Annotated in this window: 12 protein-coding genes; 3 read left to right on the top strand and 9 right to left on the bottom strand. The window is 39.2% G+C overall.

Translation table 11 applies throughout. The features are described from left to right. Positions 1 to 111 precede the first annotated feature (111 nt). The 7 genes from GVV20_RS03310 to sufC are packed head-to-tail and all read right to left on the bottom strand — an operon-like array spanning position 112 to position 6516. Positions 112 to 1269 carry an MFS transporter gene (locus GVV20_RS03310; RefSeq protein ID WP_159741555.1) on the bottom strand — a complete coding sequence of 386 codons (1158 nt, stop codon included), beginning with the start codon at positions 1267 to 1269 and terminating at the stop codon, positions 112 to 114. Beyond that, complete coding sequence (locus GVV20_RS03315; protein WP_159741556.1) at positions 1256 to 1810, bottom strand: 5-formyltetrahydrofolate cyclo-ligase; 555 nt, start codon at positions 1808 to 1810, stop codon at positions 1256 to 1258. The genes GVV20_RS03310 and GVV20_RS03315 overlap by 14 nt, the downstream gene beginning before the upstream one ends. A gap of 16 nt (positions 1811 to 1826) precedes the next feature. After that, a complete protein-coding gene (gene sufB / locus GVV20_RS03320) occupies positions 1827 to 3242 on the bottom strand; it encodes a Fe-S cluster assembly protein SufB (RefSeq protein ID WP_159741557.1) in 1416 nt (471 codons plus the stop codon). Further along, positions 3235 to 3675 (bottom strand): Fe-S cluster assembly sulfur transfer protein SufU, encoded by a 441-nt coding sequence (gene sufU / locus GVV20_RS03325; protein ID WP_159741558.1) that lies wholly within the window; start codon positions 3673 to 3675, stop codon positions 3235 to 3237. Before sufU ends, sufB begins: the two co-directional genes overlap by 8 nt. Before the next feature lie 8 nt (positions 3676 to 3683). Next, entirely contained in the window at positions 3684 to 4892 is a 1209-nt protein-coding gene (locus GVV20_RS03330) for an aminotransferase class V-fold PLP-dependent enzyme (protein WP_159741559.1), read from the bottom strand. Further along, entirely contained in the window at positions 4883 to 5695 is an 813-nt protein-coding gene (locus GVV20_RS03335; protein ID WP_159741560.1) for a SufD family Fe-S cluster assembly protein, read from the bottom strand. The genes GVV20_RS03330 and GVV20_RS03335 overlap by 10 nt, the downstream gene beginning before the upstream one ends. Further along, a complete protein-coding gene (gene sufC / locus GVV20_RS03340) occupies positions 5695 to 6516 on the bottom strand; it encodes a Fe-S cluster assembly ATPase SufC (protein ID WP_159638844.1) in 822 nt (273 codons plus the stop codon). Before sufC ends, GVV20_RS03335 begins: the two co-directional genes overlap by 1 nt. Before the next feature lie 213 nt (positions 6517 to 6729). On the opposite strand from sufC, the gene GVV20_RS03345 reads away from it, so the two are divergent. The 3 genes from GVV20_RS03345 to GVV20_RS03355 all read left to right on the top strand — a co-directional run bounded on the left by GVV20_RS03345 (position 6730) and on the right by GVV20_RS03355 (position 9046). Then, positions 6730 to 7713 (top strand): peptidylprolyl isomerase, encoded by a 984-nt coding sequence (locus tag GVV20_RS03345; protein WP_159812776.1) that lies wholly within the window; start codon positions 6730 to 6732, stop codon positions 7711 to 7713. A 1-nt stretch (position 7714) separates the two neighbouring features. Next, positions 7715 to 8566, top strand: a complete 852-nt coding sequence (locus tag GVV20_RS03350; RefSeq protein ID WP_159812774.1) for a lipoprotein — start codon at positions 7715 to 7717, stop codon at positions 8564 to 8566. A gap of 81 nt (positions 8567 to 8647) precedes the next feature. After that, positions 8648 to 9046, top strand: a complete 399-nt coding sequence (locus GVV20_RS03355; protein ID WP_159740658.1) for an HIT family protein — start codon at positions 8648 to 8650, stop codon at positions 9044 to 9046. A gap of 98 nt (positions 9047 to 9144) precedes the next feature. Here the strand turns inward: GVV20_RS03355 and GVV20_RS03360 are convergent, their stop codons facing one another. Then, positions 9145 to 16332, bottom strand: a complete 7188-nt coding sequence (locus GVV20_RS03360) for a discoidin domain-containing protein (protein WP_159740659.1) — start codon at positions 16330 to 16332, stop codon at positions 9145 to 9147. A 227-nt stretch (positions 16333 to 16559) separates the two neighbouring features. Continuing rightward, positions 16560 to 18710, bottom strand: coding sequence for a polyribonucleotide nucleotidyltransferase (gene pnp, locus GVV20_RS03365; RefSeq protein ID WP_159740660.1), 2151 nt, complete (start codon positions 18708 to 18710; stop codon positions 16560 to 16562). Between the last annotated feature and the right edge of the window lie 5 nt (positions 18711 to 18715).

An 18715-nucleotide genomic window follows, 5' to 3' on the forward strand; every position in this document is an offset into this window, starting at 1 on the left:
TATTACAGGTATGAAATCTATTCCTAGGATAGAGAAATAGGCTTCTGCAAACCAATTGATTTACAGGATTATTGTAGCGTTATAATTTGTAAATGTGATGATAAGCATATGTTAAACTGTGTGATTATCTGGTTTATAAAAGAGCATTAATGTTGCTGGAATAACCATCAATAAACCAAACACCGTGAGTGCTGTTCGAATCGTTGTCATCTCGACAATTGTTGCGGCAAAAATTGGTGTAAATACAGCACTTAAACCAATTGTTATCGATATCGCTACCATTTGACCGGTCGAACGCAAATGCTCAGGCACTTCACGATAGACAAGATCCTTTTGTGAAATCAGTAAGAATGGATAAGACAGCATTTGTAATACTGTCATGATTAAGATGCTTGTGACACTGGGAGCCATTGCATAAAGGAAAAAGCGCATGGCCGTAATCACTGATGCAAAAATCATGAGTTTCTTACCGCGATATTTTATCAAGAGACGTCCCATAATAATCATCATTGGAATCTCACTAATGGCTTGTACAAACCATTTGGTCCCAACATTTGACGCATTACCACCTAAATCAAATATCAAATCGATAACGGTGATACCGTCTGCATTGTAAACAAAGTATGCGACAAAATAAACAACTAGCAGTAGCACATAGTTTTTATTTTGAAACAGTGCTGCCATATCTTTAAACTTGATGGGATCAGGGGATTCAGTTTTAGCCTCTTCAAGTCGAAAAGACAAAAAGATAACGCACAAACTAAGCACACCTGATAGAATACCAATACTATGAAATCCCATACTGGTTGCAAGGTACCCACCTACTAAAGATGTTAGTGCCCACCCGAGCGAACCCAAAGAACGAATGCGACCAAACTCATGATACAATCCATCAGTCTCTAAAACCCACGTATCGTATAAGTTACTGGCAATCCTCGTAAATCCAGCCATTGTTCCAACGACAAAGAAGTGGAACCAATAATTGGCACCGTCAAAACTAAAGGCCATCAACCCAGTCATAAACAGAATAAAGGTTGTATAAATAAAGAATCGCTTAATCGCTCCAAATCGGTCACTGAGGTACCCGACTAAAATTTGACCCACAATCGATACCACCGCAAAATATGACAAAATATATCCTCTTTGCGTTCCCGTATATCCAAGTTGGGTTAAGTATGGAATCATTTGTGTAAACATAATTGCATGGGATGCATACACAAGGAACATTACCACACTAAACTTAAACATTTTATTTCTATTGTTTTGCATGTATTACCTCTCTATTTGTAATGATTGCATCACACGGTATATCCTGCACTTCTTCAAAGGAAACCGTTGTTTCTTGGAAGTCATATGCAAGTCCAATTTTGATGAAATCAGTATCCTTTAAATATCGATCGTAATACCCCGCCCCATAACCTATACGATATCCATTTCGGTTGAATGCTACCATTGGGACTAACATCATGTCAATATCTTTTGCGTCAATGGTCACGGCTGTCGTAGGTTCAAGGATTCCAAGTTGTCCTGGTGTCAAATCTTGAAACCCTGTAACGGGGTGAAAGGTCATCACCTTATTACTAATTTTAGGCAAGACTAACGTCAGTGTGCGATCCCACCACAATGTCTCCATGATTGCGTATGTATCAACTTCATGGTTAAATGCAGCATACAAGGCAACAACCTTATGCCCTGATGTTCTTTCTATCACTTGGTCATGGATTGCTTTATCCCACGGCAAGCGTGTTTCGACATCATATTTTTTTCGCTGCGCAATTATTGCGGCAGCAATGTCTCGTTTCACTGACATAAGCATGTCCTTTCTATTACCCAACAGATCCTTCCATTTCCATCTTCATCAATTGATTTAATTCGACGGCATACTCCATTGGTAATTCGCGTGTAAATGGTTCTAAGAAACCAAGGATAATGGTTTCTGACGCTTGTTCTTCGCTAAGTCCACGACTCATCAAGTAGAAGAGTTCTTCTTCAGAGATTTTGGAAACGCGTGCTTCGTGTTCAATAATGGAAGCATTAGTTTCAACAATATTTACAGGCATCGTATCACTCATCGATAGTTGGTCCAAAATGAGCGTGTCACACTCGATTTTTGTTTTAGCATTTATAGCGTTTTTATCGTGATGGACAATTCCACGGTAGTTTACAGTCCCGCCATTACGTGAAACAGACTTTGAGATAATGGTACTTTGCGTATTGGGTGCTTTATGAATCATTTTAGCGCCAGCATCTTGCCACTGATTTTTACTTGCGACAGCAATCGAAATCGTCATTCCTTTCGCAGCGTTTCCTGCAAGAATGCAAGATGGGTACTTCATGGTCTTATAAGCACCAATATTTCCGTCAATCCATTCCATCACTCCGTGTGCATCAACTGTTGCACGTTTGGTTACGAGATTATAGACATTGGTTGACCAGTTTTGAATGGTAGTATAGCGACATTTTGCGTTCTCATGCACAAAAATTTCAACGACAGCAGCATGCATTGAATCTTTTGAATAGATTGGTGCTGTACACCCTTCAACGTAGTGAACATCGGCGCCCTCATCAACAATAATGAGTGTACGCTCAAATTGGCCCATAGATTCAGCATTAATTCTAAAATAGGATTGCAATGGTTTATCCAATACAACACCTTTTGGAATATAGATAAAGGAGCCTCCAGACCACACAGCAGTGTTGAGCGCAGCAAACTTATTATCATTGTAGGGTACGAGTTTATTAAAGTATTTTTGAACAATTTCTGGATAATCCCGCAGTCCTGTATCCATATCAAAAAACAGGACCCCTTTTGCTTCAACTTCCTGCAGCATATTGGCGTAGACAACTTCTGAGTCGTATTGAGTCGCAACGCCCGACAAGTATTTCGCTTCAGCTTCAGGAATTCCTAGACGATCAAACGTGTTTCGAATCGTTTCAGGAACATCTTCCCACAACGTTTCAGCACGATCGCTTGGTCGTAGGTAATAAATATAGTCATCAAAATCGATGGCAGATAAATCAGCTCCCCACATTGGCATGGGTTGTGCTTTAAAGTGTTCGTATGCTTTGAGACGCAAGTCTAGCATCCAATCTGGTTCTTGTTTAATTCGAGAAATTTCACGCACGACATCTTCATTAAGCCCTTTATCAAATTGTACTACAGCTTCGACATTATCATGAAATCCGTATTCGTACGTTTCGCTGGGTAAACGATCACGATCGCTAATTTTTTCTTCACTCATCTTGATCCCTACTTTCTTCAATTAATTCCGTAATGCCACGCCATCCTAATGTAGCACAATGAATACGGTTGGCTTGACGTCCAACATTTTTAAATGCATTCGCTTCTTGCAAGACATCATGATCATACATATCGAGGTGGAGCATTTTATTGTATTCAGCAATAATTGCGGTTGCTTCGTCGACAGTTTTATTTTTAAGTAATTCTGTCATTATCGACGCTGCCGATGTCGCAATCGTACATGCTTGACCTTCAAATGCAACATCCACAATCGTTCCATGTTCAATTTTGGCTTGAATCAAAAGATCATCAATACATGAGTCTGTACTCATTTGGATACTTGGATAGTCTGATTCCATGCGTTTATTTCGCGGATTTTCGTAATGGTCCATGATAATTTGTCTTAAAAATTGTGGGTTATCAAAATAATCCATACACCCTCCTATAAATATAAATCGATTGTTTTTTCAATCGTAATTGTTTCGACTGCTTCAATGAAACGGTTCACATCATTTTCATTATTGTAGAAATAAAGTGACATTCGGACACTTTTCTCTGCTTTTAAAGCACCATTTAACATTTTTGCGCAATGTTCGCCAGAGCGAACCGATATTTTCAAACTATTGAGGTATGCCGCAACATCTTGAGCAAATATTCCTTTCACGGAAAATGAGATAATCGCATTATCAGCTTGCGGATTATATACCGTTACATGATCCATTCTAAGCAAAGCATTTAAGGCTTTCGAGTGGAGTGGTTTAATCGTATTATGAATCGTTTCAAATCCAATGCTTTGAAGATAATCAATTGCGCTCCCAAAGCCAATGACACCTTCAATATTTGGTGTTCCCGATTCGAATTTTGCAGGTGCTTTTTTGAGCACTACATCACCGCATGCACTGTAACGCACATTGTTGCCGCCACCAGTATTTAGTGGTTCCATAATTTCAAAAATTTCCGGTTTCGCATACAAAACACCCACACCAGTTGGGCCGAGCATTTTATGGGCACTGAAAGCAAAGAAATCAACATCAAGGTCACTCACATTGACGGCGGTATGACCGACTGATTGCGCGCCATCCACACAAATAAGGGCACCAAATTCGTGAGCAATTGTTGCGAATGACTTAATATCATTCTCATACCCTAATACATTCGAAATATGAGCAATGGAAACAAGTTTAACGCGGTCATGCATTGCTTGACGCAGCGCATTTGTTGAAATTTTTCCATCATTATCTAATTTAATGAATTCAACTTCAATCCCGAGTGTTTCGCTTAAGGCGAACCATGGAAGTGTATTTGAGGCATGTTCGGCTTCGTTAAGGAGCACAACATCCCCCTTCTTGAGATGGTGTAGCCCATACCCATGCGCCACCAAATTCAAACTTTCACTCGCACCGGAAGTAAAGACGATGTTCTTGGGTTCCGTATGGATAAATGCTGCGACTTTTTTTCGAGTCAACTCGTACAAATTACTGGTTTCCAGTGATTCGTTATAATCCCCACGATGAATGTTGGATGATAAGCGTTCATAGTAATCGACAACTGCATCAATTACCGCCTGGGGCTTCAAATTTGTTGCTGCATTATCAAGGTAAGCAACATCGGGGTGGTGCTTATAAAAGGGGAAATCATCTCTTATTGCCATTGGTTATTCACCTTCTCTGTAATTTCTTGTGTTAATTGTTCTTTAATTGCAGGATCATCAATACCATCAACAATCGGCATCAAATAGCCCGTTATAATCAGTTTTAAAGCATCAAGGCGCGATAAACCACGTGATTGCAGGTAATAGATATGTTCTTCATTCGGTTGACCCACCGATGCTGCATGAGATGCTGCAACGTCATTCTCATCAATTAAAAGCATCGGGTAAACGACACCGTGAACCGTCTCACCTAAATTCATGATACGACTCATTTGGTGGGTCTCTGATCCACCATTACCTTTAGCAATAGATCCAATAACTTCTAAGTGAAGTTTTGCTTCATCTAAAACGATTGCATTGCAGGTTACCATCGCATAACTCTTCTTCGCTTGATGATCTGCTTTTATCGTCCATTTGAGATTATTGAAGCTGATAATAGCACCTCTAAAATCAACATGACTCCCCGCACCGACATATTCAATGTGTGTTTTTTTATGATGATCTCCAAGGGACATTTCACCATAGTTTGCGACAAGATGAGCATGCTCATTTAAAATAAGGTGTTCATCAACAACTAATGCTTCATTACTCTGATTGATCCATAGATATTTCCAATTGGAAGATACTTGGGCATCGAGTGTAAACGCTAAATTGCCTGAACCACTCACAACAAGGTAAACACTACCTTCGGTATTGGTTGGAATGGTTAAGCTCACATTCATGGAATCGTGGACATGTATATGAACTTCATTAAAACCTGATTCGAGGCTTACGTTTTGTGATGTTTCAATTACGATTGCCATTATTTGTTACCTTGGATTCGATCTTTTATAACACACGATTCTAATGCAATTCGTTGCTTATGTTCTTTTTCTGTTTCCGCTGGTTTTGCTTCAATCCAGTCATAACCTTCACGGTCAATCTTGGTGACGAGTGTTTCATCTGAACTTAAGACAATTTGACCGTCCATCATGATGTGGGTATGCGTGGGTTTAATCAATTCAAAGAATCGCTCATAGTGACTGACAATAATCAGTCCCATTTGACGTTTATCTTGTTCTTCTTTTAAGACTTCAGCAACGAGTCCGAGTGCATCAATGTCCAAACCTGAATCGATTTCATCAAGCATTGTAAAACGAGGTTGCAACATCATCATTTGTAGAATTTCGTTGCGTTTCTTTTCACCACCTGAGAAGCCTTCATTTAAGAAACGATGTGCTAGATCCTCTTTCATTCGAAGACGTTTTACACTGGATTCCATTCCTTTTACGAATTCAAACAATCCGATAGGTGTTTCACGACGTGCGTTTAGCGCTGATTTCAAAAAATCAGAGTTTGTAACACCCGATACTTCTTGGGGATACTGCATCCCTAAAAAGAGTCCCAATTTACTTCGTTCATCCACTTCAAGCTCCAAAACATCTTCTCCATCAAATGTAATTGAACCTTCCGTTACTTCATAGCGGGGATGTCCCATTATTGCAGAGAGTAACGTTGATTTACCATTTCCGTTAGGCCCCATGATTGCATGAATTTCACCTTCATTGACAACCAAGTTAACTCCCTTCAAGATTTGTTTTCCTTCAATTTCAACATGAAGGTTTTCAATACGTAATTGTGCCATGATAATTCCTCGCTTCTTTATACTTTTATCATTATATCACAGTGGTTCAATTCTTAAACGTGCCAACGCAATTCTCTTGTTAATAATTAATTAAAAAATACATGCTTTTTCACACGAAGTTCATTCACTTGTGAGACACTCATTACATTGCCGTGTTTTATTGCAATGGGGTTGTAAATAACCTATAATGAGAAAGTTAAAAGGAGGATTATAATGATTGACAATTTAAAAAAATATTGGTTTGTCGTCGTTATCTGTTTAGTACTAGTTGCCGGAATTGGCTTCTATGCAAAACAGCAAATAGGTACTGTTTTACGCGGTAAGACAGTCGAGGGGAAACAAGTCGTCTCCGAAATCGCTGGCGTTAATTATTTTGCCGAAGACTATAACAAAGATCTTAAAGAGCGATATGGTTTGACTCAAACATATGCACTTTTCGAACGTTCCGTTTTATCTTCAATTGAAACGACACCAGAAATTGCTAAGAAATCAAAAGAAATTGCAGAAACAGCAAAAGCTGGAACTGCGCAACAACAAGGTCAAGCAGGAATGCAACAACTTGAAAGCTATGTCATTTCATTAGGCTATACAGGGCTTGATGAGTTAAACATTGTTTATGAAGACATGGCAAAACGTGATCAAATTATCTTAGATTACGTGAATGCGAATAAAGAAACATATTTAGATCCTTATGTTGAAGCAAGCTCACCACGCATGGTTAGCCACATCTTGATCAAAATGACCGATTCAAAAAATCCAACAGCCGAGGAACAAGCGAAGATTGATAAAGTTAACGCACAACTTGCTGAAGGAAAACCATTTAACGAAGTAGCGATGGCCCTATCCGATGATACTGCATCCGCACAACGTGGTGGTAGCATTGGATTTACAGATAAATCCTCACAATTAGTACCAGAATTTTTAGCAGCTGCACTTGCAACTGAAGCAGGACAAACATCAGAATGGACCGCTTCACAATATGGAATGCACTTAATTAAAGTTGATTCAACAAATCCAGAAGACTTTGTAAGTAATGATGAAGAAAAAGCAAAATATATCGCATCACTTACAGCTTCAAACAAACAAATTGTTTACAATGCAATTTGGGATAAAGCTAAAGACTTAGATATTAAATTCACTGATGACGCCGTCAAGAAAGAATTACTCACATTAATGGGTATCGAGGAAGGACAATAATATGAAAAAAATTACAGCATTATTAGTCGCTCTTCTTGTTCTTGCAGGATGTTCTGATGCGCGCGTCAAGCCTGCATCAAATGAAACAATTTTTACAGTTGGTAACCAAACGGTCACAGAAACACAGTTGTTTGAAGTGATGAAACGTCAAGACAACGGTGCTACTGTTATTCAAAACGCAGAGCAATCTGTAACCAAAGACATTAACGACCCTTCAATTGAAGAAGCAGCTCAAGCACAACTCGCTGAAGCAAAATCAATCCTTGGCGATCAGTTCCCACTCTTGTTAGAACAATTAAACATGGGTTCAGAACAAGATTACCTTGATAAAGTCGTTTATCCAACACTGAAAATGGAATTCTTAGTCAAACAGACTATCGAAGCAGATTTTGATACACTTGTAAAAGAGTATCAACCACGTAAAGCAAACATTGTTCAAATACAAACAGTTGACCAAGCAAATGAAGCGTTAACACGTATTCAAGCAGGTGAAAAAATGGAAGATGTTGCTAAAGATGTTACAGTAGCAAATTCCCAATATACTGGAAAATCAGCTATCTACAATCTTAAAGGAACACAGTTCCCATCACCTGTTTCACAGTTCATGAACCAACAACAAGGTCCTGGCTTGAGTGGTGTATTGAAAGATGAAACAAACGGTACTGCTTATATTGTTGAAATCGTCGAAACCGATGCAAACAAATTTAAAGATGATCTTTTAAACCAATGGAAGAAAGATCAAGCACTTACAAAAACATACCGTGCTAAAGTCTTTAGCGATAATAACTTCAAAGTTTATGATAAAGATATCTTGGATGCAGTTACTAAATCATATCCTGGATACCTCGCTTAATTTTCCATATCAACACACCTTAGGGTGTGTTTTTTTAACACTAAAATTTGACTGTGCTATACTAATCAAAAGGAGAAATTTATGACACTATTCCAAAAAATTATCGATCGGGAGATTCCTGCATACATTATTTATGAAGATGAATTTACGCTTGCGTTCCTCGATATAACCCAAGCAACGCCAGGACACACTCTCGTTATCCCTAAAACAGCCACAGACTCGTTTATGAGCGCTGATATCGAAACCCTGGCACATGTTCAAGCAACAGCACAACACGTCGCTAAGAAGCTTCAAGTGGCTCTTAACGTCAATGATTTTAATATCATCAGCAATGCCGGTCCTCTTTCAGGACAAACTGTCTTTCATTATCATGTGCACATTATTCCACGTTACAGTGACAAAGACCTTATCATTGAACACGGATCGCATGCAGATGCCATTGAATCTATCTACCAAAAAATTAACACAAACACTAAATAGCAGCACATTCAGTGATCCTAATTTTTACACAGAAAAAACCACCCATTAAGGAATACGGGTGGTTTTTCTTCGTTGGTATCTTAACGATGAGTCACGTATTAAGCTTTACGTTTTTTTGAGAATAGTAAAGTTACTGCACCTGCAAGAACAATCAGTATTCCAAAATATGGTACTTGTGTTGCCATACCTGTTTCCGGAAGTTTTGTAGGATTTTCTGTATTAGTGTTTGTCTCTTTCTCTTCTTCTTTCTTCACAGCCTCTTTAATGGTTACCGTAACACGCTGTACAGTTCCATCTGATGATGTGAATGAAATTGTTGTTGTTCCTGTTTTTAGAGGAATGAATGTTGCAGGTGAATTGAATGTTGCTGCAAAGAATTCAGCATCAAAAATCCATCCTTCACCACCCTTCAGATCATCAAATTCTGGGTAAAGTGTAAATGCTTCCCCAACTCGAATCACATCAGGCAGTCCTTTAAAGCCTTCAATTACGCCACCATTTACTTTAACTAATTGGTTTACGGTACTTTGTAAGTGTGCGACTGCTTCATCCAATGCTATTTGTGTACTTAATGGATTGTTTGCAATTGCTTCCGCTTGCGCTTTTGCAGCTAACATTGTATTCCAACTGGATTCTGTATACGACTCAGGTGATAATGCATCAATTGATTCTAGGAGTTTGTTCAATGCATCTTTATTGAGTGTATTTGGTGTTATTTCACCATCTGGATTATGGATCAGGTCCATGAGTGATGGAATCATTTCTAGGTATGATTTCGCATCGAGGTCTGATAGGTTTTCTTGAGCAAGTGCATCCGTGAATGTTGATGCAGCTGTCGTAATCGTTTCAAATGTTGTTGCTTTATAGTCTTTTGCATTTAATTTCGCAACGACGTCAATGAAATCTTGAAGCGTTTGTCGTTGTGTTGGATTTGCTTTTACAACAAGTCCATTATAAGCCGTTTCAAGTGCTGTAAGTGCTTCATTGAGAGTTTGTTGGGTTGTTGCTGTTGATAGGGCATTTTGTGCCGACTCAAGCGCTGTATTAAGGGCAGATACACTTAGTGGTGTATAACGCGCTGTATCAAGTGCGGCGACTGTGTTGACAAGCGTGTCAAGTGCCTGGCGATCTAATCGAACCATGCTTGCTTGTGCTGTTTCCATTTTTGCTACAAATTCAGCGACAGTATCCAAGTTTGCAAGAATATCATCTAGCATTTCAACTGCTTTTTCTTGGAGTTTAATGAATGCAGATGTAGTACTTGAATCATACTCTGCAAGATCCATCGTAGCTAATGTTTCAAGTTGAACGACACTTCCATTATGTGCTAAATCATTGAATGCTTTTTGAAGCGTGTTGTAGTGTGTTTGGATGTCATTTGCTGTAACTGATTGAGGATCAGATTCAAATGCCTGAATTAATGTCGTCGCAGCATTAAGTGCTCCATTCACTTGTTCATAGAGTGCTTCATGTAACTGTTCAACATATTCCGTATCTGAGAGTTTGGTTGTTACTTGTTGTGCAAGTGTCTTCAGACTGTCGATATTGATCGCTTTAACAGATATGGAAAGTGCATTGGATGCGACTCCCTTAGTAGAATGTGCCTGAACTGTAACAACACCAGGTTTGTGAGCTGTTATGACGCCATCTACGACACTTGCGATTGTCTCATCACTTGATGTCCATGTGAATGCTTCTGTCGCATCAGCTGGTGTTAATGCAGCGTTGATAACTTGGGTGTCATTGATGTTCAATTCAGTCTTGTCTGCAGTTAGTACGATGGATTCAATTGCAATCTCTGTATCCATCAATTCACCGAAGAGTTTCATCTCAGCCATGGATGCGAATTTATTCATTTGTGCTACCGTTGAACTTGTTCCTAAGGATTCAAGGGCAATGAATTTTACATAACGTGCTGGAATCTTATCAAATTTTGAAACTTGATAGTTTGAACGACCGATGAGTCCACTTACGTCGTATGGTAATGTATCTTCAACGACCGGTTCAAAGGTTACTCCATCGAGACTTGTTTCAATACGGTAGCGAACAATGTCCCCATTACGATTTCGCGTATTAGGCAAGAAATTAAGTTGTTCTAAATTATAGATATGTTTGAGATCAAGTGTTACTGAAATTGGTAATTTTGCATCGGTTCCATAACTCGTATGCCAAATTGTTTCTGGATCATTATCGAGAATATTTGTGACATAGTCAGTATCGGCTTGGTTTGTGAAATCGACAATTTCAGCATTTCGCGTATCAATTGGATGGATACTATCGACTTGATCAGTATTTGATCCTTTTAATTGGAGTTTTGAGAATGCAAGATTTAATTTAATGGTTGCATCTTCAATTTGAGAGATTGTTTGTGGATTATCAAGAACAGCTTGAGCTACTGTACGTGCATCCATAACTGCTGTATACGATGCTTCAGTATAGAGACGTTGATGTAAGCCATCTGTTTTTGCTAGAACTGCTTCAAGCATTGTTGTATCAAATCGATCACTCACAGTTAAATTATGGTCAACTGTGATGGATGCGTCAGCAAGTGATGTTGCTGTCAGTACAACATTTCCAGCTTTTTTACCAGTAATATAATACTCATAGCCTTTTTCAGTCACAATTTTGGTAATCGTTGCGACACTTGGGTCAGAACTGGTTATTTCGTAGAATGGGTTAATCGCATTCTTTGGTCCTACATTCGCTTGGATACGTGTTAGGCTCTCAAGACCGATGTGGTCTGGCGTTGCAGCATCAAATTCAATGGATGATACAGCTGCTCCGATGTTTGAAATAAAGTCTATTTCATATAGCGATAGCATTCTATTTTCAACCGTTCCTGTTGTTGTTCCAGTTGCTGATCCTGATGCTGTAAGTGGTGTAATTTCGATGCGATCAATAGCCTGACCTTCTGGAACATTCCATTCAAAGATGGATTTAAAGGTGCTAATCGTACCTAAGTCAATCACTGTATCGCCACTATAAGCTGTTGCTTTAATTGATGTAACACTTCCATTTGATCCAGAAGGACGGTTATGAACGCGAACTTTTGAAATTGGGTGTGATTCTTTCAACTTAAAGGTCATTGTAGTTGGGAGTTTGACATAGTCTGGTAAATCACCATCTGATGGTTTCCATTTGAACTCAGCCAATTCCCCGACTTTGCCATCAAATAAGAGTGATGCATAGTTTCCTTGTTGCCATAATTTCGCACCATTGGTACCATCATCTGTTGGCATCAAGTCATTGGTGAAGGTCATACCTTCGATTTCGTTAAGCGTTAGCTTCGTTTCAGTACTTGGTAATACAGGCTCTTCAACTTCATTAAGTGCGTTAATCGTACTTAAGTTATCACCAACAAATTGAGCACTTTGTGGTGTAATTGCTGTTGGACCCGCAAATTTCTGAGTCATCTTGAAGCTACCAATCACACCGGTTCCATTTAGGGTTTCGGTGGGCCCAACATTAGTAAAGATGAGATAGTTTACACGTGATTTATCAGTGTGCAAACGATCTTTACTAAAGCTCTTCATAAATTGAGTTAAGACAGATGTACTGTTCGATTCGAATTTGTATTCTGTATCGTTGTATGGAATTGCAAGGTCTAAGGCATAAACATTTTCCATACCCATTCCATAAACAGTATATGTCACAACGTCTCCAGCTTCCGCTTCAGTTACGGATGGCACAATGAGAACTTGCCCTTGGACTTTGTTCTTTTGAGGTGTGACACCGCCGTTAAGTTGTCGTGCAACAAATGAAATATCGTACGCATCAATTTTATTATCGTAGTTTATATCTGCTGCATCAACGTAACCTTCAAAGTCAGCATCTCCAAATTTAAGACCGGCATAGTTTTCAAAGAAAATGAGATCTTCTTCATCTAGCGTGCCACTGTTGTTCCAGTCACCAACAATTTGTGATGGTGATCCTTCGACAGCATATGGGCGCAATTCATGTGCAGTGAAGAAACCACCGACTGAATCTTTAACACTGATTCGTAAGTAGCGTGCACGTAACGGCTGATCGAACGTAAGTGTCTTCATCGTTTCGCCTGTGGAATAGCTCCATGCTGGTGTATCAACCCCAACTTTAGCACCTGATTTCCATGTTTCGCCATCAAGACTATAGTCAACTTCAAACTTGCGTATTGTACCGTTACCAAAGTCTGGTCTTGGGACATATTCAAGTTTTTCAATTTGATAACTCTTTTGCATGTCAATTGTGAAGGTATTGGTGTAAGCATCCCCTCCGGTTGCGGAGTGGAATTGTGTCGCTTCATCACCATCTACGGCATCTTGTGCAACAGTACCAGCATAACCACCGCCACCAGTCCATGTCGCAGTCATATTTTTGGGAACATTTCGGTATGGATCGAGGGCTGTTTTAACTGTAATTGGCGCTGTCCACTTCGAATGCCCGGTTTCATTAACCGCACGAACTCGGTAACTATACTCAGTGTCATAATTGAGTTCGTTGTGTGTGAATGTAGATGTTTTAATATTTGAGAATACAGTACCATCAATTTCTACATCGTATGTTTTCGCATCATTAACATCATCCCAATCTAATGTAATTGTTGATGATGTTTGCGCTGGTGATGTGAGATTTGTTGGAACTGCGAGATCTGGTGATTCAGTATTTGGTGAGACGTCCTGGTCATTTGCAAAACCATCTACTGTAACTGTGAATTCATGATCTTGAACATTAATTTTGTCTGTTGATTTGATAAATACTTTGGGACGTGTTGTAAGTTTGTTTGTATCAAAAGTTGTACCTTCGGTAGCATACTCACTAACAATTGAAACCGGAGCTTCATCATAGAAGTAAACATTACCCGTCGCAGCATCATAAGCTTCTTTTGACGTTACTTTTGTAAAAGTCACGTCATTTCCAGCTACATTTCCGCGAACACCTTGAGGTGCTTGAGATACGTTCACGATCATTTCAGTATCACGGTCTGTGACCATATTAGGATAAGTTCCCGTAGCTTTACCAATTGATAAAATTGCTTGATCGCCACTAACGGATGATGAAATGACGGTATTCGTCGATGCACCATCTAAGGTAATTCCATCGTCTTCATAAAGACTAAACGTTGTATCACCGTTTGGATAGAACTCAACGATTCGGTGTGATTTGTCCAATCCTTTTGGATTTGATTCACTGACCGGACGTGGGTTATTGTTTTCTGCATACATTGGAACAATTGATCCATTTTTGACAAATACTGGTGTTTTCCAGATTGGTGCATCAAAGTTATTTAAAACTGAGCCACCTCGGTATTGATCACCTGTAAAATAATCAATCCAAATTTGTTCTGAATCTGGAAGATAGATGTCATTACGGATGTCATTTCCTTGTGCGTCTGAAGCTGTATCTTGATAAATCGGAGCTACAAGGAAAGAACTTCCCCACATGTATTGATACTGTGTTGCTTTTGTGTAAGTATGTGCATCTGGATACTCAAGCATCATTGCGCGAACAAGCGGCATTCCTGTTTGGGATGCTTCATGCGATATCGTTGAGATATACGGCATCATTTCTGCTTTTAATTTAAGATAAGCACGGTTAATCGAAGTTGTGTCTTCACCAAACTCCCATGGATTCTTTTGAGAAGCACCCCATCCATCCATATCCAACATATATGGTGTAAATGCTTTCCACTGGAAGTCACGCGTTTGAATAATTGGATTTTTACCACCAAAGATTCCATCTAAATCACTTCCAATATTTGGCATTCCCGATAAACCAGTTCCAATGTATGTAGGAATATGGAAACGAATATACTCCCAATTACCACCAGATTGGTCTCCTGACCAAATACCAGCATAACGTTGGGTTCCAGCCCAACCATCAAGACTGATAATGTTTGCTTTTGACCCTGAAAGTTCAGTAATCGCATTGTAAGCATGTTGTACGCCATCCAATGCCATCGAATATCCCGCACCGACCCAAGCAACGTCTGTCTTTACAGCACGTACGCCAGCATCTTGAACTTCACGTTGGATATCACGTTCACCTTTTTTAGGATTTTCTTTATCACCAGGCCATAAGTTTGCTTGGGTCCAAAGACCAACTTCAAGACCTTTACTATTTGCGAAATCTGTGAATGCTTTCAGTTCAGCAATATCACCATCAAATGAATCTGACTGACCATAACCACATCCATACCCATCATTTGGATAAAATGCCCCTATTGGTAAATCATATTCTTCATGGAGTTCAATCTGACGTTGAGCGGTAAATGTTTTATTACCATCTTTCTCCATTAACGACTCTTGAACTTCACCTGGCTGAATTTCACCAGTTTGTGCTTGACGTTCTGTATAGTATTGACCGTCAATCTTCTTACCATTTGTACCTGATGCTGGTTTCCAAACATCACGGTTATAACAGTTTAAATGTGCAAGATAGAACGCATAATCCGGTTGTTGTGCCGGTTTTCCGGTTAAGTTTGTATATGAATTTAGAATTCCCTGTGGGTTGTCATCAACCATAATGTAAGCATCAAATCGTGATTCATTATGCGTTGCAGAGACAACTCCTGGTAATGTTTTTCCAAAATCATATTCCCCTGGTTTAAAGGTGTTACGGACAATTCCATATCCTTTCGTTGTCCAATAGAAAGGATTCGGACTTGCTACACCACCATCAACCCAGTTATTGCTGTTGATAGCTTTAACAATTTCCCCTTTGTGCGAGAAACGACCGTTTTGTGTTCCTCCACCGTAGAAGTATTCGTCACTTTGTTCAACTAAGGACTGAATTGTTTGATTGTTTTTGTACATAATCGGTGCAGCTTCCTGCATGACAATCGAACCGTTTGTGCGGCGTACAGTCATTTTTGAACTTGATTTTTCAACTTCTATCGTTATTTTGGATGTTTTAATTTTAAGAACATCGCCATCCTCAACAGTAATTTCTACACCGTTGTTGGCTGCAACTGTGTCATCATCGTTGACAACAATATTAGCACGGTGTTCCTTTTTGTTAGGAGTTGGATATTCTTGAAAATCTGAGTCATTGATGTCGACATAGTATCTAAAGAGATTTTCATCAATAACGGAAATTCTTGTTTTATTACCATCACTGTGTGTCAATGTTACCTTGTTATCTGTGACAGAAACACTTTCAACAGAACCTAATACTTCATATCCCGTCTGATCGACTGTTGGAATATCAGTAAGTTCTTCTGTTGTTGCAGAGATTGCGATTGTCATATTTGGACTAATAAGACTCATAGCAATCAATAAACTTAAGAAAAGACCACTTATTTTCTTCACTACTTTCCCTCCTCAGCGTGTTACCGCTTACATCATCAGTCTAAGGAAAATAGCACTGCGAATATTTGCACTTTTGAGTAGGGTATTTATATTTATAAGCGATTTGTTAATTAGGATAAGGAAACTGTTGATATGTATAAATCGATCCATGACAATAATCATTTCGCTCTTTTCAAATCACAAAGTTTTATAAAAAAAAGATGCATCCAAGATGCATCTTTCTATTTTTATGATTTCGTTTCTGGTGTTTCTGTTGATTCTGGTTTTTTGACTTCTGGTTTTGGTAACAATGCTTTACGTGATGCATTGACACGTCCACGATCGTCAATTTCAGTAACTTTAACTTGGATAATATCACCGAGTTTTAACACATCTTCAACATTTTCTACACGCTCGTGCGCAATTTTTGAGACATGAAGCAATGCGTCAGTTCCTTCAAACAACTGTACGAAGGCACCGAATTTTTCAATACGGACAACCTTAGCGTCGTAAATTTCACCGACTTTAGCTTCGCGCACAATGTTTTCGATAATTGATTTGGCTTTATTGATAGCTGCCATATCACTATGGTAAATAACGACACGTCCATCATCTTCGATATCAATTTTGACATTATCGGCATCTTCAATGATTTGGTTAATAATTTTTCCACCAGCACCAATGACATCACGAATCTTGTCTGGAGCAATTTGTAGTTGCGCAATCTTGAGTGCATACGTACCAACTTCAGGACGTGGTTCAGAAATAACAGCATCCATCGCATCCATCATTTCAGCACGACCAATTTTTGCTTGAGCAAGCGCTTCTTGTAGAATTTCACGGCTCAATCCTTTAATTTTAATATCCATTTGAAGTGCAGTGATCCCATTTTTAGTACCCGCTACTTTAAAGTCCATATCTCCGAAATGGTCTTCCATTCCTTGGATATCTGTAAGGATGGTGTAATCATCACCCAATTGAACAAGACCCATCGCAATACCACTCACTGCTGCTTTGATTGGAACACCCGCTGCCATTAATGCAACAGATCCAGCACAGATACTTGCTTGTGATGATGATCCATTGGATTCTAAGACTTCAGCAACTAAACGAATTGTATATGGGAATTCTTCGATTGTTGGTAAGACGTATGACAATGCGCGTTCACCAAGCGCACCGTGACCAATTTCACGACGCCCTGGAGCACCCATGCGTCCGGTCTCTCCAACTGAGTATGGAGGGAAATTATAGTGATGCATGAAGCGTTTTTCTTCAACATCGGAAAGGTCATCAATAATTTGAGTGTCTCCCATTGCACCTAAAGTAGCAACAGAAAGGACTTGTGTTTCCCCACGTGTAAATAAACCACTTCCGTGAACACGTGGAAGAATATCCATTTGGACATTCAATGGGCGAACTTCCGCAACACCACGCCCATCAGGACGAATTTTCTCAACAGAGATTAAACGACGAACTTCACCCGCAACAATCGCATGTGTATATTCTTTAACATGCTTCAATGTCTTCGTTTTTGTTTTTTCGTCTTCGTATTCTTTAGCTTCGAAGTGTGATTGTGCTTGTTCTTCCAAGTCATCAATTGCACCATAACGTTCAAGTTTTTTCTCGATAGCAACAGCTTTACGTAAAGATGCTCCTACAAGTGCTTCAACTTCTTCTTGAATTGCTTCAGGCACTTCGTACAAGGAAACTTCCATTTTTTCTTTAGCAACTGCTTGCGCAATTTCAATTTGATAATCGCATAATTTTTTGATCCATTCGTGACCAAACATCATAGCATCTAGGAATTCTTCTTCAGAAACTTCTTGTGCTCCAGCCTCAACCATATTGATAGCATCTTTAGTGCCGGCAACAACTAAATGCATGCGTGATTGTTCTTGTTGTTCAAGACTTGGATTTACAATGAATTCACCATCAATCATCCCAACGGTAACACCGGCAATGGGTCCTTCGAATGGAATATCGGACACACATAATGCAAGAGATGCTCCGAACATTGCTGCCATGTCTGGCGCATTATCTTTGTTTACTGAAAGTACAGTATTTACAACTTGTACTTCATTTCTAAACCCTTCCGCAAAAAGAGGACGAATTGTACGGTCGATAAGACGTGATGTCAGTGTTGCATGCTCACTGGGTCTTCCTTCTCGACGTAAAAAACCTCCTGGGATTTTACCAACAGAATATAATTTTTCTTCATAAGTCACTGTTAGTGGGAAGAAGTCAATATCCTTTGCTTTTTTACTTGCAGTTGCTGCTGAGAGCACCACTGTATCTTCATATCTTACTAATACGGATCCACCTGCTTGTTTTGCAAGTTCGCCGGTTTCAACGATTAATCGTTTACCATCGAAATCTAATTCGAATACTCTCTTGTCCATAGTTC

The organism is Erysipelothrix aquatica, from assembly GCF_009828775.2.
Lineage (GTDB): Bacteria > Bacillota_I > Bacilli_A > Erysipelotrichales > Erysipelotrichaceae > Erysipelothrix > Erysipelothrix aquatica.

What these genes read in the sequence shown, in the direction of transcription:
- GVV20_RS03310 (WP_159741555.1), bottom strand. Translation starts at nt 1,269, where the DNA reads ATGCAAAACAATAGAAATAAAATGTTTAAGTTTAGTGTGGTAATGTTC.
- GVV20_RS03315 (WP_159741556.1), bottom strand. Translation starts at nt 1,810, where the DNA reads ATGTCAGTGAAACGAGACATTGCTGCCGCAATAATTGCGCAGCGAAAA.
- sufB (WP_159741557.1), bottom strand. Translation starts at nt 3,242, where the DNA reads ATGAGTGAAGAAAAAATTAGCGATCGTGATCGTTTACCCAGCGAAACG.
- sufU (WP_159741558.1), bottom strand. Translation starts at nt 3,675, where the DNA reads ATGGATTATTTTGATAACCCACAATTTTTAAGACAAATTATCATGGAC.
- GVV20_RS03330 (WP_159741559.1), bottom strand. Translation starts at nt 4,892, where the DNA reads ATGGCAATAAGAGATGATTTCCCCTTTTATAAGCACCACCCCGATGTT.
- GVV20_RS03335 (WP_159741560.1), bottom strand. Translation starts at nt 5,695, where the DNA reads ATGGCAATCGTAATTGAAACATCACAAAACGTAAGCCTCGAATCAGGT.
- sufC (WP_159638844.1), bottom strand. Translation starts at nt 6,516, where the DNA reads ATGGCACAATTACGTATTGAAAACCTTCATGTTGAAATTGAAGGAAAA.
- GVV20_RS03345 (WP_159812776.1), top strand. Translation starts at nt 6,730, where the DNA reads ATGATTGACAATTTAAAAAAATATTGGTTTGTCGTCGTTATCTGTTTA.
- GVV20_RS03350 (WP_159812774.1), top strand. Translation starts at nt 7,715, where the DNA reads ATGAAAAAAATTACAGCATTATTAGTCGCTCTTCTTGTTCTTGCAGGA.
- GVV20_RS03355 (WP_159740658.1), top strand. Translation starts at nt 8,648, where the DNA reads ATGACACTATTCCAAAAAATTATCGATCGGGAGATTCCTGCATACATT.
- pnp (WP_159740660.1), bottom strand. Translation starts at nt 18,710, where the DNA reads ATGGACAAGAGAGTATTCGAATTAGATTTCGATGGTAAACGATTAATC.